General features: G+C 65.0%; 27 protein-coding genes and 1 tRNA gene. 24 read left to right on the top strand and 4 right to left on the bottom strand.

All coding sequences use genetic code 11. From position 1 onward, the window contains the following. Nucleotides 1-335 precede the first annotated feature (335 nt). The 17 genes from EII23_RS09960 (at nucleotide 336) to EII23_RS10045 (ending at nucleotide 13,389) form a co-directional block, all read left to right on the top strand. The gene (locus tag EII23_RS09960) at nucleotides 336-617 is read left to right on the top strand and encodes a type II toxin-antitoxin system RelE/ParE family toxin (protein ID WP_124793225.1); all 282 of its coding nucleotides are present in this window, start codon (nucleotides 336-338) and stop codon (nucleotides 615-617) included. A 9-nt stretch (nucleotides 618-626) separates the two neighbouring features. Next, entirely contained in the window at nucleotides 627-941 is a 315-nt protein-coding gene (locus EII23_RS09965; protein WP_124793226.1) for a HigA family addiction module antitoxin, read from the top strand. Between the two features lie 542 nt (nucleotides 942-1,483). Next, a complete protein-coding gene (locus tag EII23_RS09975; protein WP_124793228.1) occupies nucleotides 1,484-2,164 on the top strand; it encodes a glycoside hydrolase family 108 protein in 681 nt (226 codons plus the stop codon). 1 nt (nucleotide 2,165) lies between these two features. Continuing rightward, a complete protein-coding gene (locus EII23_RS09980; protein ID WP_124793229.1) occupies nucleotides 2,166-2,477 on the top strand; it encodes a hypothetical protein in 312 nt (103 codons plus the stop codon). A gap of 2 nt (nucleotides 2,478-2,479) precedes the next feature. Then, nucleotides 2,480-2,752: a hypothetical protein gene (locus EII23_RS09985; protein WP_124793230.1), complete on the top strand. Its 273-nt coding sequence runs from the start codon at nucleotides 2,480-2,482 to the stop codon at nucleotides 2,750-2,752. Continuing rightward, nucleotides 2,749-4,053 (top strand): terminase large subunit domain-containing protein, encoded by a 1,305-nt coding sequence (locus EII23_RS09990; protein WP_124793231.1) that lies wholly within the window; start codon nucleotides 2,749-2,751, stop codon nucleotides 4,051-4,053. Before EII23_RS09985 ends, EII23_RS09990 begins: the two co-directional genes overlap by 4 nt. Continuing rightward, complete coding sequence (locus EII23_RS09995; RefSeq protein ID WP_148091251.1) at nucleotides 4,050-4,562, top strand: hypothetical protein; 513 nt, start codon at nucleotides 4,050-4,052, stop codon at nucleotides 4,560-4,562. The genes EII23_RS09990 and EII23_RS09995 overlap by 4 nt, the downstream gene beginning before the upstream one ends. A gap of 2 nt (nucleotides 4,563-4,564) precedes the next feature. After that, nucleotides 4,565-4,762 carry a hypothetical protein gene (locus EII23_RS10000; RefSeq protein ID WP_124793233.1) on the top strand — a complete coding sequence of 66 codons (198 nt, stop codon included), beginning with the start codon at nucleotides 4,565-4,567 and terminating at the stop codon, nucleotides 4,760-4,762. A gap of 10 nt (nucleotides 4,763-4,772) precedes the next feature. Continuing rightward, entirely contained in the window at nucleotides 4,773-6,470 is a 1,698-nt protein-coding gene (locus EII23_RS10005; RefSeq protein WP_124793234.1) for a portal protein, read from the top strand. A gap of 34 nt (nucleotides 6,471-6,504) precedes the next feature. Continuing rightward, nucleotides 6,505-7,059: a hypothetical protein gene (locus EII23_RS10010; RefSeq protein WP_124793235.1), complete on the top strand. Its 555-nt coding sequence runs from the start codon at nucleotides 6,505-6,507 to the stop codon at nucleotides 7,057-7,059. 20 nt (nucleotides 7,060-7,079) lie between these two features. Beyond that, the gene (locus EII23_RS10015) at nucleotides 7,080-8,090 is read left to right on the top strand and encodes a major capsid protein (protein ID WP_124793236.1); all 1,011 of its coding nucleotides are present in this window, start codon (nucleotides 7,080-7,082) and stop codon (nucleotides 8,088-8,090) included. Between the two features lie 29 nt (nucleotides 8,091-8,119). Then, nucleotides 8,120-8,557 carry a hypothetical protein gene (locus EII23_RS10020; RefSeq protein WP_124793237.1) on the top strand — a complete coding sequence of 146 codons (438 nt, stop codon included), beginning with the start codon at nucleotides 8,120-8,122 and terminating at the stop codon, nucleotides 8,555-8,557. A gap of 24 nt (nucleotides 8,558-8,581) precedes the next feature. After that, nucleotides 8,582-9,169 carry a hypothetical protein gene (locus tag EII23_RS10025; RefSeq protein ID WP_124793238.1) on the top strand — a complete coding sequence of 196 codons (588 nt, stop codon included), beginning with the start codon at nucleotides 8,582-8,584 and terminating at the stop codon, nucleotides 9,167-9,169. A 10-nt stretch (nucleotides 9,170-9,179) separates the two neighbouring features. Further along, entirely contained in the window at nucleotides 9,180-10,262 is a 1,083-nt protein-coding gene (locus EII23_RS10030) for a hypothetical protein (protein WP_124793239.1), read from the top strand. A gap of 7 nt (nucleotides 10,263-10,269) precedes the next feature. After that, complete coding sequence (locus EII23_RS10035; RefSeq protein WP_124793240.1) at nucleotides 10,270-12,348, top strand: hypothetical protein; 2,079 nt, start codon at nucleotides 10,270-10,272, stop codon at nucleotides 12,346-12,348. A gap of 2 nt (nucleotides 12,349-12,350) precedes the next feature. Further along, nucleotides 12,351-12,812, top strand: a complete 462-nt coding sequence (locus EII23_RS10040) for a GNAT family N-acetyltransferase (RefSeq protein WP_260424680.1) — start codon at nucleotides 12,351-12,353, stop codon at nucleotides 12,810-12,812. 1 nt (nucleotide 12,813) lies between these two features. Continuing rightward, the gene (locus EII23_RS10045) at nucleotides 12,814-13,389 is read left to right on the top strand and encodes a hypothetical protein (RefSeq protein ID WP_124793241.1); all 576 of its coding nucleotides are present in this window, start codon (nucleotides 12,814-12,816) and stop codon (nucleotides 13,387-13,389) included. A gap of 61 nt (nucleotides 13,390-13,450) precedes the next feature. Here EII23_RS10045 and EII23_RS10050 read toward each other — a convergent pair whose 3' ends face one another. Next, nucleotides 13,451-13,708, bottom strand: coding sequence for a DUF1640 domain-containing protein (locus tag EII23_RS10050; protein WP_124793242.1), 258 nt, complete (start codon nucleotides 13,706-13,708; stop codon nucleotides 13,451-13,453). Nucleotides 13,709-13,945: 237 nt separating this feature from the next. Here EII23_RS10050 and EII23_RS10055 point away from each other — a divergent pair, with 237 nt between their 5' ends. From EII23_RS10055 to clpB, 3 genes are all read left to right on the top strand, one after another. Continuing rightward, a complete protein-coding gene (locus EII23_RS10055) occupies nucleotides 13,946-14,878 on the top strand; it encodes a DnaJ C-terminal domain-containing protein (RefSeq protein ID WP_124793243.1) in 933 nt (310 codons plus the stop codon). After that, complete coding sequence (locus EII23_RS10060; RefSeq protein ID WP_124793244.1) at nucleotides 14,875-15,165, top strand: chaperone modulator CbpM; 291 nt, start codon at nucleotides 14,875-14,877, stop codon at nucleotides 15,163-15,165. The genes EII23_RS10055 and EII23_RS10060 overlap by 4 nt, the downstream gene beginning before the upstream one ends. Nucleotides 15,166-15,240: 75 nt before the next feature. After that, nucleotides 15,241-17,838, top strand: a complete 2,598-nt coding sequence (gene clpB / locus EII23_RS10065) for an ATP-dependent chaperone ClpB (protein WP_124793245.1) — start codon at nucleotides 15,241-15,243, stop codon at nucleotides 17,836-17,838. A gap of 67 nt (nucleotides 17,839-17,905) precedes the next feature. On the opposite strand, the gene ftsY is transcribed toward clpB, so the two are convergent. From ftsY to queF, 3 genes are read right to left on the bottom strand one after another with little or no spacing between them, the layout of a single operon-like run. Beyond that, nucleotides 17,906-19,231 (bottom strand): signal recognition particle-docking protein FtsY, encoded by a 1,326-nt coding sequence (gene ftsY, locus EII23_RS10070; protein ID WP_124793246.1) that lies wholly within the window; start codon nucleotides 19,229-19,231, stop codon nucleotides 17,906-17,908. A gap of 36 nt (nucleotides 19,232-19,267) precedes the next feature. Next, nucleotides 19,268-20,866, bottom strand: a complete 1,599-nt coding sequence (murJ, locus tag EII23_RS10075) for a murein biosynthesis integral membrane protein MurJ (RefSeq protein WP_124793247.1) — start codon at nucleotides 20,864-20,866, stop codon at nucleotides 19,268-19,270. A gap of 3 nt (nucleotides 20,867-20,869) precedes the next feature. After that, nucleotides 20,870-21,370, bottom strand: coding sequence for a preQ(1) synthase (gene queF / locus EII23_RS10080; RefSeq protein ID WP_124793248.1), 501 nt, complete (start codon nucleotides 21,368-21,370; stop codon nucleotides 20,870-20,872). A gap of 177 nt (nucleotides 21,371-21,547) precedes the next feature. Between queF and EII23_RS10085 the strand changes: the two genes are divergently transcribed. From EII23_RS10085 to EII23_RS10100, 4 genes are all read left to right on the top strand, one after another. Next, on the top strand, nucleotides 21,548-22,324 hold the full coding sequence (locus EII23_RS10085) for a MogA/MoaB family molybdenum cofactor biosynthesis protein (RefSeq protein WP_260424681.1): 777 nt from the start codon (nucleotides 21,548-21,550) through the stop codon (nucleotides 22,322-22,324). 12 nt (nucleotides 22,325-22,336) lie between these two features. Further along, nucleotides 22,337-23,215, top strand: a complete 879-nt coding sequence (locus tag EII23_RS10090) for a UbiA-like polyprenyltransferase (protein ID WP_124793249.1) — start codon at nucleotides 22,337-22,339, stop codon at nucleotides 23,213-23,215. Nucleotides 23,216-23,230: 15 nt separating this feature from the next. Next, on the top strand, nucleotides 23,231-23,788 hold the full coding sequence (yjgA, locus tag EII23_RS10095; RefSeq protein WP_124793250.1) for a ribosome biogenesis factor YjgA: 558 nt from the start codon (nucleotides 23,231-23,233) through the stop codon (nucleotides 23,786-23,788). 75 nt (nucleotides 23,789-23,863) lie between these two features. Further along, nucleotides 23,864-23,939: transfer RNA gene (locus tag EII23_RS10100), tRNA-Thr, on the top strand. Nucleotides 23,940-24,137 lie beyond the last annotated feature (198 nt).

Raw genomic sequence — 24,137 nt, forward strand, 5'->3', positions numbered from 1 at the left:
GCAACGAAATCCGCAGGCACAAAATCCCGCAGCAGTGACTCCACCATTTCAGGATTGCTGAAAAACTGCTTGTACGCAGGATCATGCGGGATGCGCTCTTTTCCCATACGCATATCCTATCCCAGTGATGCCCGACGAGCAAGGTGCTGTGCAGTCCCCATATAATCCCCCCATCTGCGGCTGCATGCAAAAGCAGAGCCTGCGCCGCTCCTTCATGGGTATGAAAAATTCTGCTTTTAAAAGCTGCCAGTTGGGGGAGATTGCAAAATCACCGATCCCGCTGGCCTTGGCAAAACAGGTTTGCCTTCATACGTTTTTCGTGTCATGTTTTTCATATGATAGTGAGTTACAGGGACAAACGGACCGAGAAATTGTTTCACGGCTTCCGGGTTATGGCCCTCCCGCCGGACATGCAGCGGATTGCCATGCGAAAGCTCAAAATTCTGCACAACGCTGTTTCCCTGAACGATCTGCGCATTCCACCGGGGAACCGCCTGGAAGTCTTGCAGGGCGACCGCGCCGGACAGCACAGCATCCGCATCAACGATCAGTGGCGGATCTGCTTTGTCTGGAACGCAGGGAATGCCCATCAGGTTGAAATCGTTGACTACCATTAGGAGGTTGTGATGCGCGACCGCATGCCCCCGGTTCATCCCGGAGAAATCCTGAAAGAAGAATTCCTGAAGCCTCTGGGCATCAGCCAGACGCGGCTGTCTCTGGATACCGGCATGCCGCAGAGCCGTATTCAGGAAATCATCGCCGGAAAGCGCGGCATCAGCGCCGACACCGCCGTGCGTCTGGCAACGTATTTCGGCAACAGCGCAGAATTCTGGCTGAACTGCCAGACCACCCATGAACTGGAAATGATGGACTTTTCCGGCAAGCGAAGCGCCATCATCACCCGGGTTCTGCCCCATGCTCTGCCGACTGTCTCTGCGTAATTTCCTCCAGGGCCCCGAATGACCACCCGATCCATCGCGCCGCGCTGGCCGGCCCTGTTTTCATCACGGACAGGAGCGAACCAGCGCACGTTCTGCTGACTATTGAGGGCTACAAAAAATTGACCGGGCCTGACCGCAACCTTTCCCGGATGCTTGCCTGCCCGGAAGCCGAAAACAGTGATTTTGAGCCGGGCAAGCTGAACGCTTCACTGTTCAAGGTCGAAGCTCTGCTCTGATGTATCTGCTGGACACCAATGTCGTTTCTGAACCGCGCACTTCAAACCCTTTCAAAACCTGCGCCTGCGGGCAGAGCTTCTGCAAATCGCTTTCACTGCGCCCAAACCCCAAAACGGCACTGAAAGCCGTGTAACATTTTATCCCCCCGACATTCCAGACCTTTTTTGCGCTTTTTTCCTCCCCCTGCCCCGTACGGGGCGTATTTTCCCTGCTGTCCCCCGCACAGGAAGTACTGAAAGCTTTCAGTCTTACCCGGCCGCGCGATTCTGGCATGGTGCAGTCACACAAGCACCAAGGAGTTTCGCATGGCAGACACGTTTTCTCTCGCCCACGCCTTTACGGAAAAATGGGAAGGCGGCCTCTCGCACCACCCCGCCGACCCCGGCGGCCTGACCAACCACGGCATCTCCCTGCGCTGGGTGCAGGATCTCGTGCGTCAGGCCCGGCAGGAATGCCTGCACCAGCGCCGCAGTTGCGATGGCTGCTCCGGCCCGCAGGCCGCCCGCTGCCCCAGCCGCACTCTGGACATGGATATGGACGGCGATGTGGACGCCGACGATATCCGGGCCTGCACCAAAAAGCAGGCGGCCGCCCTCTTCCGCACGCACTTCTGGGACAAAACCGCCTGCGCCGCCCTGCCCCTGCCGCTGGCCATCGTGCTCTATGACGGCGCGGCAAACATGGGCGCGCCCCGCTCCGTGCGCCAGGTGCAGCAGGCCATGAACATGATCGGCGAGGCCCTCCTCGACCACTTTGTCGCCGTTGCCGAGGACGGACGCATGGGCCCGCGCAGCATTGATCTGGCCAGGGCCCTGGCCGCCGCCGGTCTGGACTGGCTCACGGCGCGCACAAGCCTGCGCCTGCGCCGCACCTTCTACCGCAGCCTGGCCGCGCGGCGTCCCGACCTGAAGGTCTTTCTGACCGGATGGATCAACCGCGCCGACGCTCTCGAAAATTATCTGGCCCGCCAGGAAAGGGAGAACTGACATGTGGAATCTTCTGGGCACACTGCTTGGAGGCATGGGCCGTCTGGCAGGCAAGATCCTGCCGGACAAAAACCGTCAGAACGACGCCCAGAGCCGCGTCAACGAAATGGAAATCTCCGGCGCTCCGGCGAGTCCCCTGCGGCTCTGGCGCTCCTTTCTGGGCTGGGTGCTGGCTCTGCTCTTTGTCTGGGAGGTGGTGGGCAGGCGCATCCTTGTGCCCCTCTTTTTCGGCCACTGGGACGCCCTTTTGCCGCCCTCGGCCCTGGACCAGATCATGGCCCTTCTGCTGGGCATGCTGGGCATGGGTATCTAGCCATGCGCGCCGGCAAAACCGCCCTCCCGCGCAGCGGCCCCCGCGCCTGCACCGAAGACGTGCAGCACATGCTGGAGCAACGCCTGAACCTGCTTGTCCACAGCCTGAACACGGCGGAAATTACGGAAAAAAGCATGGACATGGTGAAAGAAATCAAAGAGCTGTACGCAATCCTCAATGTTCCGCGCGCAAAAGACGATGCCGCGCCCCGTCCCCTGCTGGTGGGCTGGAGCGCGCCCGCCGCCCCGTGCCAGAACAGCGGAGAAAAGCCGTGATCGCCATTCCCTATGCCCCGCGTCCCCTGCAACTGCGCTTTCACGAGGAACGCACGCGCTTTTGCGTCATGATCTGCCACCGCAGGTTCGGCAAAACCGTGGCCGCGGTCAACGATCTCATCCGGCAGGCCATCCGTTCGGGCAGGCCCGACTGGCGTGCGGTCTACGCCGCGCCCTACCACGGGCAGGCCAAGGCCGTGGCCTGGGACTATCTGCGCCGCTACGCCGGGGCCGTGCCCGGCACGCGCTTTACCGAAAGCGAACTGCGCTGCGACTTTCCCGACGGCCAGCGCATACGCCTTCTGGGCACGGACAATGCCCACAGCCTGCGCGGTCTGTATCTTGACGATCTGGTGCTGGACGAACCGGCGGACATGGCCCCCGAAGTCTGGACGAAAATCCTGCGGCCCGCCCTGGCCGACCGCAGGGGCCGCGCGCTCTTCATCGGCACTCCTGCGGGCACGGAAAACCTGCTCTTTGCCATGTGGGAACGGGCAGGCGGAACCGATGCGGAGTGGAGCCGCTTCCGCTTCCGGGCGTCGGAAACCGGCTACGTCGCCCCCGACGAGCTTGCGGCCGCGGCCCGCGACATGTCGCCCGAAGAATATGCGCAGGAGTTCGAATGCTCCTTTGCCGCCGCCATCCGCGGGGCCTACTATGCCGCGCTTCTGGATCAGGCCGAGGCCGAAGGCCGCATCACGGAGCTTGCGCACGATCCCGCCCTGCCCGTGCACACCGCCTGGGATCTGGGCATGGACGATGCCACGGCCATCTGGTTTTTCCAGGTCGACGGCAGCGGCCGCTGGCGCGTCATCGACTATTACGAAAACAGCGGCGAAGGCCTCACCCACTACGCGGGCGTCCTGCAGCACAGGGCCGCTTCCGGCGCAGGCGGCGGGCACGGCTACATCTACGGCCAGCACATTGCCCCGCACGACATTGCCGTGCGGGAACTGGGCACGGGCACAAGCCGCCGCGAAGCCGCGGCAAAACTCGGCCTGCGCTTTTGCGTGGCCCCGCGGCTGCGCGTGGCCGAAGGCATTGACGCCGTGCGCCGCCGCCTGCCGCGCATCTGGTTCGACCGCAAAAAATGCGCGGCGGCCCTGCGCGCCCTGCGCAATTACCGCAAGGTCTGGCGCTCCCGCGAAAACGTCTTTGCCGAGCGCCCGCTGCACGACTGGACGAGCCATGCCGCCGATGCCCTGCGCCATGCCGTCACCGGATACCGCGAGCCGTATTCCGCGCCCGCAGCCCACCGCAAGGCAAGAACCGCATACGACATATGGAGACGCCAGCCATGAATGCCCTCATCTGCACCGAAGCCGCCACGCCCGAAGCCAGAACCGCGCCTTTTCTGCGCATGGCGGCAGAAGGGCTGCTGCCCTGGGCCATGTCCGCCTTTGCGGCGCCCACCCTCGAAGACTGGCTCGCCATCACGGCGCGCGGCACGCTGCTCTGCTGCGCTGACGCAACCACGGGCGATCTGCTGGGCTGCGGGCATTTCACGCCCTTTCAGGGCAAGGTCTGGCGTTTCGACTTCACGGCCTTCCGGGCCGGGTTTCGCTGCGCTGCGCGGCAGGCCAGGCACGGCTTTGCGCATATGTTCCGCTGCCACGGGGCCAGCGCCATTGTGGGCATCACCCCCGCGCCGTTCCGGCATGCCTGGCGCATTGCCGGAGCCTGCGGCTTCACAATCGCGGCGCGGCTGCCCGGCGCGTGCTGGCTGGCCCGCAAACAGGAATATGTGGACGGCGTCATGGTCGTATGCACGCCGCAAAGCCTGCGCCTGGCGCAGCAGAAAGGAGAATGAGCATGGGATTCGGAGGAGGCGGCCCCAGCCGCATGCCCGATGTGCCGCCAGCGCCCAAGGCGGAAGTGACCAAACCCGTTACCGAGGCGGCAATGGCGGCCCGCGACGACCAGAAACGGCGCGCGGCCAGGGCCGCAGGCCTGCAATCCACCATCCTGACCGGCAACGCCGTCGGCGGCAATACCCTTCTGGGGCAGTAGGAGCGGCATCATGGCCGTGAACATCGACAGACTCAACCAGCGTTATCAGGCCCTGCGCAACGAGCGCAGCCCGTGGGATGCCGCCTGGCGTGAGCTGGCGGAGCACTTTCTGCCCACAAAGTTCCGGGCGGACAGCGCGTGCGGCGGCCACAAGCCGGAAATCCTGAACAAAAGGATTGTGGACACCACGGGCATTCTGGACATGCGCACCCTGGCCGCGGGCATGCAGGGCGGCATGACCTCTCCGGTGCGGCCGTGGTTCCGCCTGACGCTGGAAGACGGGTGCGCCCACAGGGGCGCGGCAGGCGCATGGCTTGACGACGTGACCGTGCGCATGCAGGCCCTTTTGCACCAGAGCAACTTCTACAACGCCAGCCACAGCCTGTATGCCGACCTCGGCACCTTTGGCCCCGGCCTGCTCATCGAAACCGCGGACTGGAACGGCCTGCATTTCACCCTGGTTCCGGCGGGCGAATATGTGCTGGACGTGGACGACAGGGGCACGGTGGATACCTTCATGTACCGCCTGCGCATGTCGGCCCGGCAGATCGTGCGGCAGTTCGGCAAAAACAACGTGCCCGATGCCGTGAAAACAGCGGCCGATTCTCCGGCGGCAACGGCTTTTTTTGACGTGATCCACGCCGTCTTTCCGCGCACCGACAGAATCTGCGGCAGGCTCGACGCGGCAAACATGCCCTATGCCAGCGTCTGCTGGCTGGGGCCGGGATCCCACGGCGGCAAGGCCCGTGTGCTGCGGGAGTCCGGCTTTCGGGACTTTCCGGCATTCGCGCCCCGCTGGGACGCCGTCGGCAACGACAAATACGGCCGCAGCCCGGCCATGGACGTGCTTTCCGACTGCCGCATGCTGCAACAAATGGGCCTCACCACGCTCAAGGCCCTGCACAAGGCCGTGGATCCGCCCCTTGCCGTTCCTGTCGGCCTGCGTTCCGAAGGCGTGGACCTCACGCCGGGCGGCCTGAACTTCCTTGATTTCACAAGCCCCGAAAGCGGCAAAATCGAGGCTGTCCAGCACATCCAGCCCCAGATCATCGAAGCCGCGGAACTCAAGATCCGGGCAGTGCAGCAGAAAATACACGACGGCCTGTACGCCGATCTTTTCAAGATGCTCATGCTCAACGACCGCCGCACGCTCACCGCAACGGAAATCGATGCCCGCGAACGCGAAAAACTCAGCATGCTCGGCCCTGTGGTGGAACGGCTGGACAAGGAACTGCACTCTCCCCTGATCCTGCGCACCTTCCGCCTGATGGAGCAGTTCGACGCCCTGCCGCCCGCGCCGCCCGGCATGCGGGGCGCGCCCCTGCGGGTGGAGTTCACGTCTGTTCTGGCCCAGGCGCAGCGCATGGCCAGCACCAGCCCCATTGACCAGACCGTGGCCTTTGTGGCGGGCATGGCCCCCATGCGCCCGGAAATTGCGGACATTCTGGACCTTGACCGCACCGTCCGGGCCTATGCCGACGCTCTGGGCGCTCCCGCCGCCATGCTGCGCTCCGCGCAGGATGTGCGCGCCATCAGGCAGGCCAGAGCCGAAGCCCAGGCCCGGGCCGGGCAGCAGGCGCAAACGCAGCAGGTCGTGGAGCAGGTTGCCCGGCTTTCCGACGCGGCCAGAAACCTCGGCCAAACCCCGCTGGGCGCAGACGGCCAAACAGCCATGAGCGCCATCGTGGGCGGCCTCGGGAGCCTGTAGCCCCCAATTTCCCCATTTTCAAGGAGAACACCCCATGCACGCAGAAATACCCCACAGCCCTGACAGCGCGAAAAACCCTGCCGAACCCGACACCGGGGGCATTCCCGAAACCGGAGACAGCGGCAACCCACCCGCAAGCCCCGCCGCGCCCGAGCCGTTCACGCTTGCCGCGCCCCAGGGCTATCCCGTCACCCCTGCCGAGCTGGAAAGGCTGAACGCATTGTGCGTCACCGCCGGGCTCACCAAAGAGCAGGGAGAGGCCGTTCTGGAGCACATGGCCGGAAACTATGCCGCGTTCCGGGAGCAGCAGCAGGCGCAGGGCCGGGCGTGGATTGAGGAATTCAGGGCAGACAGGGAGTTTGGCGGCGACAGATTCGACGCGTCCGTGGCCGAAGCCCGCAAGGCCCTGGCCATGTTTGACGCCAACGGGGCCGTGCGCGCCCTGCTGGCCGAAACCGGCTACGGCGACAATCCCGACGTGCTGCGCATCTTTGCCCGCGTGGGCAGGGCCCTGGGTGAGGACAAACTCCCCGGCGCAGGCGGCGCGGCGGACAGGCCGCTGGAAGACCGTTTCTATCCCCACATGTAACCGCATCAGGAGCATACGCCATGAGCTACAACAAGGGCATTGTCGCCACCCTTCCGGAACTGGAGCAGTTCTACAAGGGGGAAAAAGCGGGCGACATCATCGAACTGATGAACCAGACCAACGACATCATCACGGACATTCCGTTCATGGAGTCCAACCATTCCGACGGCCACCTCACCCGCATCCGCACCGGCCTGCCCGAAGTCTACTGGCGCAGGCTCTATCAGGGCACGCCGCCGTCCAAGGCGCAGTTCAGCCAGGTCAAGGAAGTCTGCGGCATGCTTGAGGCCCTGATGGAACTGGACGTGGCCGAAGTGGCGCTGTACGGCGACCGCGCAAAAACCTTCCGCCTCTCCGAAGGCAAGGCCTTTGCCGAGGCCATGCGCCAGAAGGTGGCGCGCACCCTCTTTTACGGCGACAGCAACGTGAACCCTGACGAGTTCAACGGCCTGGCCATGCGCTACCCTTCCAAAACCAGCCCCAATGTCATTGATGCGGGCGGCACGGGCGGCAGGTGCACCTCCATGTACCTGATCTGCTGGGGAGCCAACACGGCCCACGGGCTCTACCCCAAGGGCAGCACCGGCGGGCTCTCCACCGAAGACCTTGGCAAGTACATGACCCAGGATTCCGACGGCAGAAAATTTCAGGTCGTGGGCGACATGTACAACTGGCAGTGCGGCCTCACCGTGCGCGACTGGCGGGCCGTGGTGCGCATTGCCAATATCCCCGTGGGCAGGCTCATCCTGTCCAAGGGAGAATCGGGCTTTGTGGACCTGCACCGCCTTTCGGTCATGGCCAAAAACAGGATGCCGGAAAGCATGCGCAACCAGGCCATCTGGTACTGCAATGCCGACGTGCTCACCGCTCTCGAGCTCCAAGCCACGGATGCGGGCAACGTCACCCTGACCTACCGCACGCAGGATGCCGCCCAGGGCGGCCCCCTGTTCCGGTCCACGCAGATCACCAGCCTGCACGGCCGCCCCATCCGCCAGTGCGATGCCCTTGCCGTCACCGAAAAAACCATCTGAACCCCAAACCATTGCGAGGAAACAGCGCCATGCTTCTTGATTCCAACCTCATCCTGATGGACAGCAGCCCCGTTCTTGGCGCGGCTGTCACCGGCCCGGCCGTGGGCCTCACCTCCTTTCTGCATCCCGGCAGCATGGAGCCTGTGCCCGTTTGCGCCAAAGTTGTGGGCGAGGATTTTGCGGGCGGCACGTCCCTCACCTTCACGCTGACGCAGTCCGACAGCAGAGACGGCCCCTATGCCGATGTTCCCGGTTCCGCCATCACCGTGCCCCTGGCAGAGCTCACGGTGGGCAAAAACATCGGCTGGCGCTTTCTGCCGCGCGGCGCGCGCAAGCCCTGGCTCAAAATGGTGGCCACGCCCAACGGCACGTTCACGGCCGGAAAAATCTTCGGGGCCATTGTGCGCGAGGAGCATCAGCCCTACGGGCCGGGCATGCATGCCGACAAGGGCGCGGTACAGGGCTGACCCGTCAAACACGGAGAGCACCCCATGCACACAGGCAAGATACGCATCTGGAATATGGCGCTTGGCCATGTGGGCACGCGCACTGTCGCCGGAGAGGCGGAAAAATGCGAGGAGGCCCGCCAGTGCGCCCTGTATTGGGACAATGCCCGGCAACAGGCCCTGCGCGACTTTCCCTTTCCCTGGGCGCAGCACCGGGCGCAGCTTGCCCGCAAGGCCCTGCCCCCGGTGTGGGCGGCGGACTGGCGCTTTGCCTATGGCCTGCCGGAAGGCTGCCTCAAAATGCACAAAATCGGCAGCCCGCGCGGAACATCCGCGCCCTTCAAAATGGTCCATGACCCGGCGGGAACAGTGCTGCTGCTCACCGATGCCGGCCCCGCCCTTGCGGACTACACCAGAGATGTTGAAAACCCCAGCCTGTGGGATGCGGACTTCATCCACATGCTGGCCCGCAAGCTGGCCGCCATGATTGCCGTGCCCCTGCTCGGGAGCGGCAGCGGCAGGGTCGGCGAACTGGAGCGGCTGTACCGCGCCGCCATTCCCGGAGCGTACCGGTCCGCAGCGCAGGAACAAAAAAACAGGCCGCAGGAAGACCGCTGGATCGCCTGCCGGTAGAGGAGCCGTCATGACACTGGATAGCGCGCACAGCAGGGAAGTCTATCAGGGCAACAGCAGCGCCACGACCTTCCCCTTCTTTTTCACGGTCTGGGACGCCGCGCAGATAGCCGTCACCGTTACCGACGCGGCGGGCGCGAGCACGGACGTGACGGCGCAGTGCGCCATCACCCTCGCCGACAACGGCGGCAGCGTCCGCTACCTGCACGAAAACGCCCCACTGCCCGACGGCTGGAAGCTGGCCATCACCCGCAACATGCCCTTTACCCAGGGCGTTGACCTTGTTTCCGCCTCGCGCTTTGACCCGCGGGTCATTGAAGACGCTCTGGACCAGGCCACTGCCGAACGCCAGCAACTGGCGGAAAGGCTGGCGCGGGCCGTGGTGGTGGAAACAACGTCGTCCCTGACGCCCGAAGACCTGGTGCAGTCTCTCTATGCCGCGCGGGAGGAAGCCAAGGCCGCGGGCAGCGCCGCCGGGCAGAGCGCCGCACAGGCCGCAAACAGCGCGGACGAAGCCGGAGCCGCCGCAGGCGCGGCCACGGCGGAAGCGGGCAGGGCACAGGCAGAGGCCGACAGGGCAAAAAACGAGGCCGGGCGGGCCGCCGCCCTCACCGGGCTGGAACGCACCGACCGCGTGGACACGGAAAGCAGCACGGTTGTCGCCTCCGCCACAGCGGTAAAAACAGCGTACGATACGGCTGTGGAGGCCGACAGCGCGGCGCGGGAAGCGCGGGCCACAGCCCTGGCCGCGCAGGCCGCGGCCACCCAGGCGGCAGAAGCGGCAACAGCTTCCCTCAAAAAAACCCGCACCTCCACCGGCGACTGGACGCTCACGGACCTGATCCCGCGCAAACCGGTGTTTGTCACCATCCACCACAACAATACGGGGACTTCCCCTGCCGGAGCAAAGCTTTTTGTCACGTCGGGCAGCGTGGACGGGCAGGCCTCCCGCACGGCCCCGGCAGGCTACTGCCTCGGACATGTCAACGGCAGCCAGTCCGCGTGGGGCACCGTGCTCATCCCCACCGAAAGAACTGTTGTCATCCGTGTGGAGAGCATCAACCCCGGCACGGTCTGCCGGGCATACCAGTGAGGAACGCATGCCCCGCATCGCCCACAAAAACTTCACCGGCGGCGAAGTGTCGCCCACGCTCACCGGGCGCTATGATCTGGAACGCTATGCCACCTCGGTGCAGTGCATGGAAAACATGCTGCCCGGCCTGCACGGCGATGCGGCCCGGCGCCCCGGCACGCGCTTTGTGGCGGACCTCGGCGGGTACGCCGTGCTCATCCCTTTCAGCTTCAGCGTGGAGGCAGACCAGAACTTTGTGCTTGTCATGTCGCACAAGGCCCTGCGCGTGTCCGACGGCGCAGGGGCGCTCTGCGCGCCCGTGGCAACGCCCTATGCCGCCGCTGACCTCTTGCGCCTCTCCTGGGCGCAGGTGGGCGATATCGTGTATCTGGCCCACCCGGCCTACCCCCTGCACAAGATCATGCGCTCCCCCGCAGGCAGCGGCAGCGGCTACACATGGAGCGTGGAGCAGGTCATTCTCAACGAGAGCATCAGCGCCCCGGCCGCGCCGGAAGTGACGTTCAACGGCTCCGGCGGTTCCTTTGCCCTGCGCTACAAGGTCGTGGCCGTGGATGCCCACGGGCGCGAATCCCTGCCGTCCCCGCCGGGACAGGCCGCCAACGGCAAGCATCCGTCCGACTGGGTGCAGGGCAACAGCGCCGCCATACGCTGGCAGGCCGTGGCCGGAGCAACGGAATACAATATCTACCGCGAATCCGCAGGCTATTACGGCTTCATCGGCATTTGCCGCGCCGAAGATGCGCAGGCAGGCCCCATGCAGACACTGTCGTTTCTGGACAACAATTATGAGGCAAAAACCGACGATACCCCGAAAGAGGACTGGAACCCCTTTGCCAACGGCAACCATCCGGCCACGGTCAGCTTTCACCAGCAGCGCATGGTTCTTGGCGGCGGCACAAAAAACCCGCAGACCTTCTATATGTCCCGCACCGGCGATTTCGAGAATTTTCGCAAATCCCGGCCCCTGCAAGACGATGACCCCGTGGAATACATGGTTGCATCGGGCAGCATGGATGCCATCCAGTGGATGGCCAGTTTCGGCGATCTGCTGCTGGGCACGTCGGGCAGCGAATACAAGGCCACCGGAGAAAACGGCGTCATCACCCCCAAAAACGCCACCATCACGGCCCAGAGCTATTGGGGCAGCGCCGGGCTTGCGCCCCTTGTCATCGGCAATTCCATCCTGCATGTGCAGCGCCACGGCTCCCGCGTGCGCGACCTCTTCTATTCGCTGGAAAAGGACGGGTATGCGGGCAACGACCTTTCCATCATGGCCCCGCACCTTTTTGAGGGCCACACCCTTGTGCAGTGGGCCTACCAGCAGACGCCCGGTTCCCGCATCTGGTGCGTGCGCGACGACGGCATCCTGCTGGTGCTGACCTATCTGAAAGAGCACCAGATATTCGGCTGGTCCCGCCATGTCACGCAGGGCAGGGTGCTTTCCGTGGCCGCCATTTCCGGCGACAACGGCGACGTTGTTCTGCTGGCCGTGCAGCGCGAGGTTGAGGGCAGGCCGCGCGTCTTTCTGGAGCGGCTGGCCGAGCCGTTCGCCCCCGACACTGCCGTGGAAAACGCCTTTTTTGTGGACTGCGGCATCACTTTTTGCAGCACGGAGGGCATACGCACCATGACGGGCCTTGACCACCTTGAAGGCTGCGCGCTGGCCGTGCTGGCCGACGGCAGCCCGGTGGAAGGCTGCGTGGTGCGCAAAGGCGGCATCGAACTGCCGTATGCGGCCAGGATCGTTCACGCCGGCCTGCCGTACGCCTCCGTGCTTTCGCCCCTGCCGGTGGAGGCAGACACACGGCAGGGCTCAACCCTGGGCAGGCATCGCGGTCATGGCCGCTGCGTGGTGCGCCTGTTCCGCAGCGTCGGCGGCCAATACGGATCCAGCCGCCGCAAGCTCGACGACTTTCCCTTCCTGCCCGCACGCTGGGGGCAACCGTGCGAGCCGTATTCCGGCGATGTTGCCTTTGCGCCCGGCGGCGGACACAACGCGGATGCCTCCGTCTGGCTGGTGCAGAGCAAACCCCTGCCGTGGCATGTGGTGGCCATTGTCTGCGATGTGGACTTCGGGGAGGCATAGCCGTGGAACTTTTCTTTGCTGTCGAACCGTATTCCCGCATCCGCGCCGAGGCCGCTCCCCTGGCCGCGGCCCACTGGCAGGAAACAGAAAAAGCCCTGTACGGCCCGCAAACGGCCGTGCCCATGACGCACGCCCTGTATGACGCTCTGGAACAGGGCGGCGCGCTGCACATCGTCACCGCGCGCACGGGCGCGGCGCTGCACGGGTATGCGGCGTACTGCCTGTCGGAAAACCTCAACATGCCCGGCCGCTCCACAGCGTCGGCCCTGGCCCTGTACCTCTCCCGCGAGGCCAGAACGGACGCTTTTGCGGCCCTGCGCCTGCTGCGCTGGGCAGAAAACAGCCTGCGGCAGCGCGGCATTGCCGGCATCGGCTATGCCTCTCCCGCCTCGCGCCCGTGTGATGCGCTGTACCGCCGCCTCGGGGCAAAAATCACGGAAACCGTCTGGTACAAGGAGTTGTGATATGGCCGCCATTTCCGGCACCACCGCAGCGGTGATCTCCGCCGTGTCCATTGCGGCCTCGCTTGCCGGCACGGGCCTGCGCATGCACGCGCAGGCGCAGGCCCGTGCCCAACAGGCGCAGGCCGACTATCAGGCCCGGATGGCGCGGAAGAATCAGGAACTGGCAGAGGAGCAGGCCCGCGAAGCCCGCAGGCAGGGCCATGACGCCGCCGTCCGCAAGCGGCAGGAGGTCGCGGGCATCATCGGCAGCCAGCGCGCCGGGGCCGGGGCCAGCGGCGCCGCCGTGGACGCGGGCAGCTTTCTCGACCTCACCATGGACACTGCGGAAAAAGGCGAAATGGACGCCCTTGCCCTGCACCAGCAGGGGCTGGACAGGGCGCACAATCTTGCAATCCGGGGCTGGAACTCCGGCGGGCAGGCACAGGCCCATGCCTGGCAGGCCGACCGCCTGGACCCTGCGGCGGGCATTCTGGGCACGGCCCTCGGCGGCATGGCGCAGGCCGGAACCAACTTCGGCAGCAGGCTGTGGAGCGGCAAAAGAAACGGCGCCCGGCTTCCCTTCGGGAGCAGCCCCTGACCCCGCGCCCACACGGAGGCGGCATGGGCCGCACGCCGGACAACGGGCGGCGCAAAGCGCCTTACTTGAGAAAGGCGATCACCGCAATCAACAAGGCAGACTGCGTCAGCAGCATTCCCATCATCCATTTGAGAATTTCGTGCTTTTGCTCGGCAAGCGCCATATGGAGGTCATGCTTTGTGGCAAGTTCCTTGGCTGCCACCATTTCATCAATGGCGGTTTTCTGGGCTTTTGCCAGGGCATCCGCCTGTTCGGGCGGCATTCCGGCTGCCTGGAGGGTCTTGCTGTACGCCAGGGTGTCAAAAGTGATGCTGGACATGGCTGGCCTCCTGCGTATGTCACAAATAATCGCCTTTGTGCCGGATGTCAAAAAACCGGGAACCAGGCGCATGCCAAGCGGCAGCATATTCCCTGGCAGGACATGACGGCGCGCAAGGCTGCGCGCCCACAGGCGGCAATGCGGCAGCCGCGCTATTGACGGGCGTCGCCCCTGTATTATTTTTTTACAAACAGGCGTACGCGGCACATTTTCCGCAGACGCACGGGGGAGTCGCCAATGGCCGTATCATACAAGGATTATTACAAACTTCTGGGAGTGGAGCGCAATGCCTCCACAGAAGAGATTTCCAGGGCCTACAAAAAGCTGGCCCGCAAGCACCATCCGGACCTCAACCCCGGCGACAAGGGGGCCGAAGAAAAATTCAAGGAGATCAACGAGGCCCACGAGGTGCTCAAGGACGCCGAAAAGCGCAGGCTCTATGACCAGTTGGGTCCCAACTGGCAGCACGGCCAGCAGTTTCAGGGCGAGCCGGGTTTCGAGAACGTGCATTTTACCTTCAACGGGAAAAACTTTGACGGATCGGGCTTTTCGGACTTTTTTGAAACTCTTTTCGGCGGGAGGGGCGGTTTCGGGCCGGCTCCTTACGGGGGCTTTTCTGCCCGCCAGCGGAGAGGCCGCGATGTGGAAGCCGAACTGGCCCTGAGCCTTGAAGAAGTCATGCGCGGCGGCACACGCGCCGTCAGCCTGCAAACCGCAGACGGCCCCAGAACACTGGAAGTCGGCGTGCCTGCGGGCATCCGCGAGGGGGCCAAGCTGCGCCTGGCCGGGCAGGGGCAGGCTGTTCCCGGCGGGACTCCGGGCGACCTTTTTCTGCGCGTGCGCTACCTGCCCCACCCTGTTTTCAGAACCGACGGCGAAACCCTGCACTGCGACGTGTTTCTGGCGCCGTGGGAGGCCGTTCTCGGGGCGCAGGTGGAAATTCCCACGCTGGAAGGCCCTGTGGCAATGCACATCCCGGCCGGGTCCGGCTCGGGGCGCAAACTCCGCCTGCGCGGCAAGGGTCTGGGAACAGCGGGCAGAAGGGGCGACCTTCTGGCCAGGGTCATGATCAAAATTCCTGCGGAAATCACAGAGCAAGAGCGCGAGCTCTGGCAGCGGATGGCGGAAATTTCCTCCTTCCAGGCCCGCGCCGGGGGGGGACAAGCATGAGCATGAAGCACACCGAAGTCATGGCCTGGGAAGAATTTGTGGAGGCCACCGGCATCGACCCGGAACGCCTGCGGGAACTGCTCTCCCTGGGCTGGATCGAATTCCGCACCGGTGCGGCCTGCCAGCACCTTTTCCGGCAGACGGACATCTACCGCGTGCGCAAGCTGGAACGCATCTGCTGCGATTTTGACCTGACGGTGCTCGGCGCGTCCATCATCGTGGACCTTCTGGAACGCATCGACACTCTGGAACGCAAGGTGCGCAGCCTGCAAGGGCTTGAGCCATAAAAAACACGGGGCCACACCCCCCCCGACCCAAAAACAAAACCTGCTGCGCCGCAACAGCGCACGGAGGACAAAAATATGGATATCAACAAGTTTACCGACAAGGCCCGCGAAGCCGTCAGCGAAGCACAGCACATGGCTTCCGGCATGGGCCATCAGGAAACGGATGCCGAGCACCTCGCCCTTGCCCTCGTCCGCCAGGAAAACGGCATTGTGCCGCGCATTCTGGAGAAAATGGGCGTGCAGCCCAAGGCTCTGGCCGTGGCGGTGGAGGGGGTTCTGCGCAAACGGCCTTCGGTTTCCGGCGGCGGCGTGGACCCCACAAAGATCATGATCACCCAGCGTCTGGCAACGCTTCTGGGCGACGCCCAGGACGAAGCCAGACGCATGAAGGACGAATTTGTCAGCGTGGACCATCTGTTTGCCGCGCTGACCGGCGTGAGCCCCTCCTCTCCTCTGGGCGAAGTGTTCAGGGAGTACAAGATCAGCCGCACCGCCTTTGTGGCCGCTGCAACAGAAATGCGCGGCGGCAGGCGCGTGACCGGCCCCAACCCTGAAGACACCTTTGAAGCCCTGTCCAAATACGCCCGCGACATGGTGGAAGCCGCGCGTCAGGGAAAGATGGATCCGGTGATCGGGCGCGATGCCGAAATCCGGCGCGTCATCCGCATCCTCTCGCGGCGCACCAAGAACAACCCCGTGCTCATCGGCGAGGCCGGGGTGGGCAAAACCGCCATTGTGGAGGGGCTGGCCTTCCGCATCGTCAAGGGCGATGTGCCGGAAGGCCTCAAGGGCAACAGCCTCTATGCGCTGGACATGGGCGCGCTCATTGCCGGGGCCAAGTACCGCGGCGAATTTGAGGAAAGGCTGAAGGCCGTTCTGGCCGAAGTGGAAAAAAGCGAAGGCCGGATCATCCTTTTCATCGACGAGCTGCACACCATTGTGGGCGCGGGCAAGACCGACGGCGCCATGGATGCGGGCAACCTGCTCAAACCCATGCTGGCCAGGGGCGAGCTGCACTGCATCGGCGCGACCACCGTGGACGAATACCGCAAGTACATCGAAAAGGACCCGGCGCTGGAAAGACGCTTCCAGCCGGTCATGGTGGACGAGCCCGCCGTGGAAGACACCATCTCCATCCTGCGCGGGCTGAAAGACCGCTTTGAGGTGCACCACGGCGTGCGCATCAGCGATTCGGCCATTGTGGAGGCCGTGGTGCTCTCCCACCGCTACATCACGGACCGGCAGTTGCCGGACAAGGCCATTGACCTGATTGACGAAGCCGCGGCCATGATCCGCACGGAAATCGACTCCCTGCCCGCGGATCTGGACGAGACCAACCGCAAGGTCATGCAACTGGAAATCGAGCGGGAAGCCCTGCGCCGCGAAACGGATGCGGCCTCCCGCGATCGCCTGGAAAAGCTGGAAAACGAACTGGCGGGACTGCGCCAGCAGCAGGCCACCCTGCGCCAGCAGTGGGAAAGCGAAAAAGGTTCCATCAACCAGGCGCGCTCCATCAAGGAGCAGATCGAGCAGACCAGGCTGGCCATCGAACAGGCAGAGCGCGCCTATGACCTGAACAAGGCCGCAGAACTCAAATACTCGCGCCTGCTGGAACTGGAAAAACAGCTTGCCGCGGCCTCCCGCGCCGAAGATGACGGCCCCCGCCTGCTCAAGGAAGAAGTGCGCCCCGATGATGTGGCCGAAATTGTGGGCAAGTGGACGGGCATTCCCGTGAGCCGCCTGCTGGAGTCGGAGCGCGAAAAGCTGCTGCGGCTGGGCGAACAGCTGCACAAACGCGTTGTGGGGCAGGACGAGGCCGTCACGGCCGTGGCCGATGCCGTGCTGCGCGCGCGGGCCGGGCTTTCCGATCCCCACCGACCCACAGGCTCCTTCATCTTTCTCGGCCCCACGGGCGTGGGCAAGACGGAACTTTCCAAGGCGCTGGCCGAAGCCCTGTTCGACACCGAGGACAATATGGTGCGCCTGGACATGAGCGAATACATGGAAAAGCATTCCGTGTCCCGGCTCATCGGCGCGCCTCCCGGCTATGTGGGCTACGACGAGGGCGGGCAGCTTACCGAGGCGGTGCGCCGCAAGCCGTATTCGGTCATCCTTTTCGACGAGATCGAAAAAGCCCATCCGGACGTGTTCAACACCCTGCTCCAGTTGCTGGACGACGGCCGCCTGACGGACAGTCAGGGCCGCACCGTGGACTTTCGCAACTGCATTGTCATCATGACGTCCAACATCGGCTCGCCGCACCTTCTGGACGGCATTTCTGCCGAAGGCGAACTGCGCGAAGGCGCGCGGGAAAAGGTGCTGGAAGACCTGCGCGCCAGCTTCCGCCCGGAATTTCTCAACCGTGTGGACGAAACCGTGGTCTTTCTGCCCCTGCGGCGCGACCAGATCGCGCGCATTGTGGACCTGCAGACCGACAGGCTGCGCGCCCGGCTGCACGACCGCAAGATCACGCTGCGCCTCACCGACGCGGCCAGAGATTTTCTGGCCAGCGCGGGGTATGACCCGGTGTACGGGGCGCGGCCGCTCAAGCGCTGTGTGCAGCAGACCGTGGAAACACCTCTGGCGCGGGAACTGGTCTCCGGCAACATCCGCGACGGCCAGACCGTGACCGTGGACGTGGACGGCGACAGGCTGGCCTTCCGGGCAGCATGAACAAAGAGGCCGGGGTGCTGATGCGTTCAGCGCCCCGGCCCCGGATTGACGGCAAAACCCGCCTGTTTCATTCCCCGCCCAGCAGGGCGCGGGCATAGTCGGCCCCGCTGAAGGGCCGCAGATCGTCCAGCTTTTCTCCCAAGCCCACATAGCTGATGGGCAGATGGTGCTGCAGGGCCACCGCAATGGCCACGCCGCCCTTGGCCGTGCCGTCAAGCTTGGTCAGGATCAGTTCGTCGATTCCGGCGGCCTCCCGGAACAGCCTGGTCTGCGAGAGGGCGTTCTGCCCTGTGGTGGCGTCAATGACCAGAATGCTGCGGTGCGGCGCGCCGGGATGCTTTTTGCCCAGCACCTGCCGGATTTTCCCCAGTTCTTCCATGAGGTTGGTCTTGGTTTGCAGGCGTCCGGCCGTATCCACATACAGCACGTCCACGCCCTGGGCCACGGCTTTTTCCATGGCCTCGTAGGCCACTGCCGCAGGATCGGAACCGGCGGCGCGCGCATGGAAGAGCGCGCCCACACGCTCCGCCCAGACCTGCAACTGCTCAATGGCCGCGGCGCGAAACGTGTCTGCGGCAGCGATCATGACCTTTTTCCCCTGCATGCGGTCGCGGTGGGCCAGTTTGGCAATGGTCGTGGTCTTGCCCACGCCGTTGACGCCGACAAACAGCACCACTTCCGGAGGATTCACCGCCACGATGCGGCGCGGCGCGCGGAAAATCTCCTCCATTTCGGCCATGAGCAGATCCCGCACGCGGGCCGGTTCGTCAATCTTTTCCCTGCGGGCGCGCTCCCTGAGGCGTTCCACCAGCTCCAGCGAAGGCTCGTACCCCAGATCGGCCATGAGAAAAAGTTCTTCCAGCTCTTCCCAGAAAGCCGCATCCAGTTGCCCGTGGCTGCTGAAAAGCGCGTCCAGCCCGCGCGCAAACTGCTCGCGCGTGCGCGTCAGCCCCTGGCTGATCTTGAGAAAAAGCCTGTTGCGCTCGTCTTCCTCATCTTCCAGATCCAGAGCCAGAGCCAGGCGGTACTGCAATTCGGAGCGAAATTCGTCCACCTGCCGGTAGTCCATGCGCTCCGTCCAGTCCTGAAACTCGCGCACAAAATTCTGCGCCTCGTCCTCCGGAGCGTCCAGAGCGCGCAGCAGAAAAAGCAGGCGCTGCCAGAGCACATCCGAAACCTGCTCCACACCCTCCAGCACAATGCCCAGCCAGACAGAAAGCCGCGGCTCGGCCTCGCGCAGGCGCAGGGTCAGGCGGTCGTCTTCCGCCCCGGGCAGGGCATCCGTCGGTGCCGGGGCAGTCAGGGACGGCGCGTGCGCCTCGTGCTGGCCGTCAGGGGGAACATCCTTGGGCGCTCCCGCAAAAATCCGCTTTACCGCTGTGAAAAAACCCATATCTGCTCCTGTACGCACACAAAAATGCCCGAAAAATCATGCCGCGCGCCCGCGCACACGGTCCAGCAGGGCGCGTGCGTCGGCATCGCCCAGCGCCAGCAGGCAGCAAAACCAGGCCAGAACCCCGCCCGCCACAGCCGCCGCCAGCGCAAGCCAGAGCGATGCGCCCCCCGCTCCCAAAAGCGCGCGGGCGGCAGCCCCTGCCGCCAGCGCGGCCAGGGCCTGCCGCGCCAGAATCCTGCCCTGCGGGAGGCAGTCCGCAAGCGAAAGGCTTTCACTCCCCTGTCCTGCCCGCAGAGCGCGCAGCAAGAAAGCGCACTGCACCCACATGCCCAGAGTCACGGCCAGCGCGGGGGCCGCAATTTTTCCTTCCAGAGTATGAACCAGGAAGACGCCCGCCGCAAGCGTGGCCGCCACAGCCCACAGGGCGCTCAGGGAGGTGGCGCGCAAACGCCCCAGCGCGTTGCAGGCGGAAAGCAGACAACGGTTGGCGGCCAGCGCGGGCAGGCCGCAAACAAAGGCGGCAAGGGCCTGGGCCGTATCGCGGACGGCAAGGGCGTCAAAGGCTCCGTGCCCCAGCAGGCCCCGCACCAGATGCGGCCCCACGGCCCACAGCCCGGCAGCGGCGGGCAGGCTGAACAACAGGCTGAGGCGCAGCGCCGTGGACAGGCGGGAAGCGAAAAGGGCGTGCTTTCCCTCTGCGGCCAGCGCGCTCAAAAGGGGCAGGCTGGCTGTGCCCAGGCAGACGCCCACCAGCCCCAGAGGCAGTTCCAGCAGCCGCTCGGCGTAGTAGAGCGCCGCCGCCCGGCCTTGCCCCAGACTTGAGGCCAGGGCCAGAGCCGCCAGCATGCACAGTTGCGGCGCAGCAGCCCCGGCAATGCCGACGGGCAGCCGCGCGAGGCAGCGCCAGGCGGTTTTGCCCGCTCTCTGCGCCGACAGGGGATCAGGGCGGGCGCACGGTCGGGGCAGCAGGCGACGCACGGCCAGCCACTGCGCAAGCCACTGCACAAGCCCCCCGCAGAGCATGCCCAGAGCCAGCCCCGTGGCAGGCGGCACAAGGCCGAGCGCGGCCGCGCCCGCCAGCGCCAGCATGCTTGTGTTGAACAGTCCGGGGGAAAGAGCGGGCAGCCAGAACACCCCTGCGGCGTGCAGCAGCGCCATGCCCAGAGCAGCCATGCCTGCGGCCAGCGCGTAGGGCAGGCAGATGCGCAGCAGACCGACAACCATTTCCTGCTCCGCAGGTCCAAAGCCCGGAGCCAGAAGCCGCGCCAGCCAGGGGGCCGCAGCCAGACCGCACACGGTCAGCGCGCCCAGCACAAGCCCCAGCCGCACGGCCAGCGCGCGGGCCAGCAGGGGCATGTTTTCCTTTTCTTCCTGCCCCTGACCACGGGCAAGACAAACCATGCTGGCCGTCAACGTCATGGACAGCGTGCCCTCGCCCAGCATGCGCCGCAGCGCATGGGGCAGGCGCATGGCCGCCACCAGGGCGTCGGCCGCCGCGCTGCCGCCCAGAAGCCAGGCCATGACCATATCGCGGGCCAGACCCAGAACGCGCGAAAGCAGGGCAAACATCGCCAGCAGGGCCGCTGTGCGGGCCAGTCCGCCGCAAGACGCGCCTGTGGGCTTCGGGCGCATGGGCTATGCTCTGTGCGGGTCCGGTTCGGACTTCCAGGCAGCCACGGCCGCGCGCACGGCCGCATCCTGCTCTCCGGGCATGGGCTTGAAGTCCTCGGCAAAGACGTGCAGCCGCGTGCCCCCGCGCGGCGCAAAAAGCCCCCTGACGCGGCACCAGCACGGCGCCAGCACGGCGCGCAGATCGTCCAGAATATTGTTGGTGATGGTTTCCATGAAGGACTGGTGATTGCGGTAGGCGAACATGTACAGCTTGAAGCTTTTGGACTCCACGCAGAACCTGTCGGGAATGTATTCCGCCACGATGACGGCGCTGTCGGGCTGGCCCGTCACCGGACAGAGGGACGTGAATTCGGGAAAAGCGATGCTGATGATATAAGGACGTCCGGGAAAGCAGTTGGGAAAGGCTTCCAGCAGGCCGCGGTGCGGGCCTGCCTCCGGGGCCGTGAGCCGTCCTGAACCGAGGATTTTCAGATCATCCGTCCTGTCCTGACTGCGGGTGGTCATGGAACTGCTCCTTGCTGGCACATGGGCTGTATATATCGGCGCATGGGTTGTCTTGGCATGTGGGCCGTGTCGGCACGTGACCGCCTTGCGCGGCGCACGGCATGCGCACTTGTAACCCATTGCGCTTGCGGCTACAATAGAAGGTCAGGCCGCGCGACCACACAAGGGGGATTGCCTGTGAACATTCTGCTGCGCCTGCACTCCTGCGCACAGGGAGAAATTCTGCCCCTGCTGCCCGCAGCCGCTCCCGGCCGCGGCCACCGGCTGGAGGAACCGCCGGACGCGCCGCCGCCCCTGGACGCGGGCACCGGCCTGCACAACGCCGGGGGCAGGCTTCAACTCCGGGTTGTCGGCAGGTTCTGGCTGCCTCTGGCCCATGCGCCCCATGCGGCATCCTGCCCCCTGCTTCTGGCTCTGGACGATCTGCCGGAAGGGCCGCAGACCCTGCGTGCGCGCAAGGACGGCTACAGCCTGGCCTGGATCACCCTTTCGGACAAGGGCGCGCGCGGCCAGCGCGAGGACACGAGCGGCCCGGCCATTGCCCGCATCGCGGGCGCGGCCCTGCCCCTGGCCCACAGCCAGGGATTTCTGCTGCCCGACGAGCCGCGCCCCTTGCGCGCCCTGCTGACGGAGCTGGCCCTGGGCCAGGGATATGACCTGATCTGTACCACGGGCGGCACAGGCCTTGCGCCGCGCGACATCACCCCGCAGGTGACCGCCGCCCTGCTGGACGCGCCCCTGCCGGGCCTGACGCAGGCCATGCTGGCCGCCGGTCTGGACAAGACGCCGCACGCAATGCTCTCGCGCGCGTGCGCCGGCGTGCTGGGGCAAAGCCTTGTGCTCAACCTGCCGGGCAGCCGCAAGGCCGTGGAAGAAAATCTGACCGCCGTGCTGCCCGCCCTGCCGCATGCCCTGGCCAAGCTGCGGGGCGACGATGCGGACTGCGGCCGCTGACAAGGAGAAATCATGCGCGCTCTCACCTGGTCCACCCCTTTCGGGCAGTTTGCCGACATCTGCCGGATGATCAGGATCGAACACTCCATCTTTGCCCTGCCCTATGCCTGGGCCGGTGCATTTTTGACAGCCGGGGGGCTTCCTCCGGCGTGGAGCCTGATTTTTCTGACCCTGGGCATGGTCGCGGCGCGCTCCTTTGCCATGGCCTTCAACCGGCTGGTGGACCTGCCCTTTGACCGCGATAATCCGCGCACGCAAAACCGCCCGCTGGTCACCGGGGCCGTCAGCGTGCGCCAGACGTGGGCCTTCTGCGCCCTCATGGCCGTACTTTTTGTGGCGTCCTGCGCGGCGCTGAACGACGTCTGCCTCTGGCTCTCCGTGCCCGCGCTCCTTTTTTCCGCCATCTACAGCCTGCTCAAGCGCTTTACGCCCCTCTGCCATTTCTGGCTGGGCGCAACCCTGGGCCTGGCTCCGCTGGCCGGATGGCTGGCGGTCAACCCGCAAGCGCCCGGCCTGGCGCACATCCTGCTGTTTTTTGCCGTTACCTTCTGGGTGGCGGCCTTTGACATCTATTATGCCTTTCAGGACATGGACTTTGACCAGGCTTTCAGCCTCTATTCGGCCCCGGCCTCCTGGGGGCCGGAAAGCGCGCTGCGGATGGCGGCTTTTTCCCACACCATGACCGCCATTTTTCTGGTGCTGGCGGGGCTGGCCGCCAACCTGTCCTGGCCCTGGCACGCCGTCTGCCTGCTCATTGCCTGCGTGCTGCTTGCCGAACACCGGCTCATGCGCCCGCAGGATCTGCGCCACGTCAATACGGTTTTTTTCACCCTCAACGGCCTCATTTCGCCCGCAGTGCTGGCAGGCGTCCTGCTGGGCATCTGCTTCTAGGCCCGGAGAAAGGCCATGCCGCGCAAAAAGCAGTTTCAGTGGGACGCGGCGTCCCCTGAGGGGCACAGTTCCGACACTCCCAGCCGCTCCGAAAAAAAACGCCGCAGCCACGCCCTGCAAGGCCTGGGCGAAGAACTGGCCCGCCTCGGCGCACAGGAGCTTGCGGCCCTTGACCTGCCCCCGGATCTGCTCGAAGCCCTGCGGCTCCATGCCCGCATCAGGGATCACGAGGGACGCCGCCGCCAGATGCAGTATATTGGCCGCCTCATGCGCGATCTGGATCCGGCCCCGGTCCGCGCCGCGCTGGAGGCGGACAGGCTGCGCTCTTCAGCGGCCACGGCAGCCATGCACCAGGCCGAACAGTGGCGTGACCGGCTGCTGCATGCGCCCGATGCGGAACTGCCGCAACTGCTGGAAGCCCTGCCGGGCAAAGAGCCGGAACAGGGCGCGAAGACGGGACAAGAAGATTTGCCGGATCTGGTGCGCGCGGCGCGCGCCGAACTGGCCGCCCAAAAGCCGCCCCATGCGCGGCGGGCCTTGTTCCGCGCGCTGCACCGTCTGCTGACCGCATGAAAGTGCCGCTTTTTTTGCAGAGAAAAGATTGACGGGCACCTGCCCATTGAGATAATATTATTCTTCGTTACCAATGCCCTTGTAGCTCAGTCGGTAGAGTGCATCCTTGGTAAGGATGAGGTCACCAGTTCAATCCTGGTCAAGGGCTCCAGAATACTTCAGAGGCTTGTGCATTCTTTGGCACAAGCCTCTTTTTGTGCCGGGTGGCCTGTTTCGGGGCTGGGGTCTACACCCAAAAGAGGGGCGGGATAGAATGAATGCTCCACCGGCTAAAGCCGGTGGTATCGGAAACAGCTAAAGCTGGCGATTGCGGATGAAATCCGCCGACAGCTTGGCGGGTTGGCAAAAG

The sequence above is a fragment of the Desulfovibrio sp. OH1186_COT-070 genome (assembly GCF_003860215.1).
In the GTDB taxonomy this organism is placed as follows: Bacteria; Desulfobacterota; Desulfovibrionia; order Desulfovibrionales; family Desulfovibrionaceae; genus Desulfovibrio.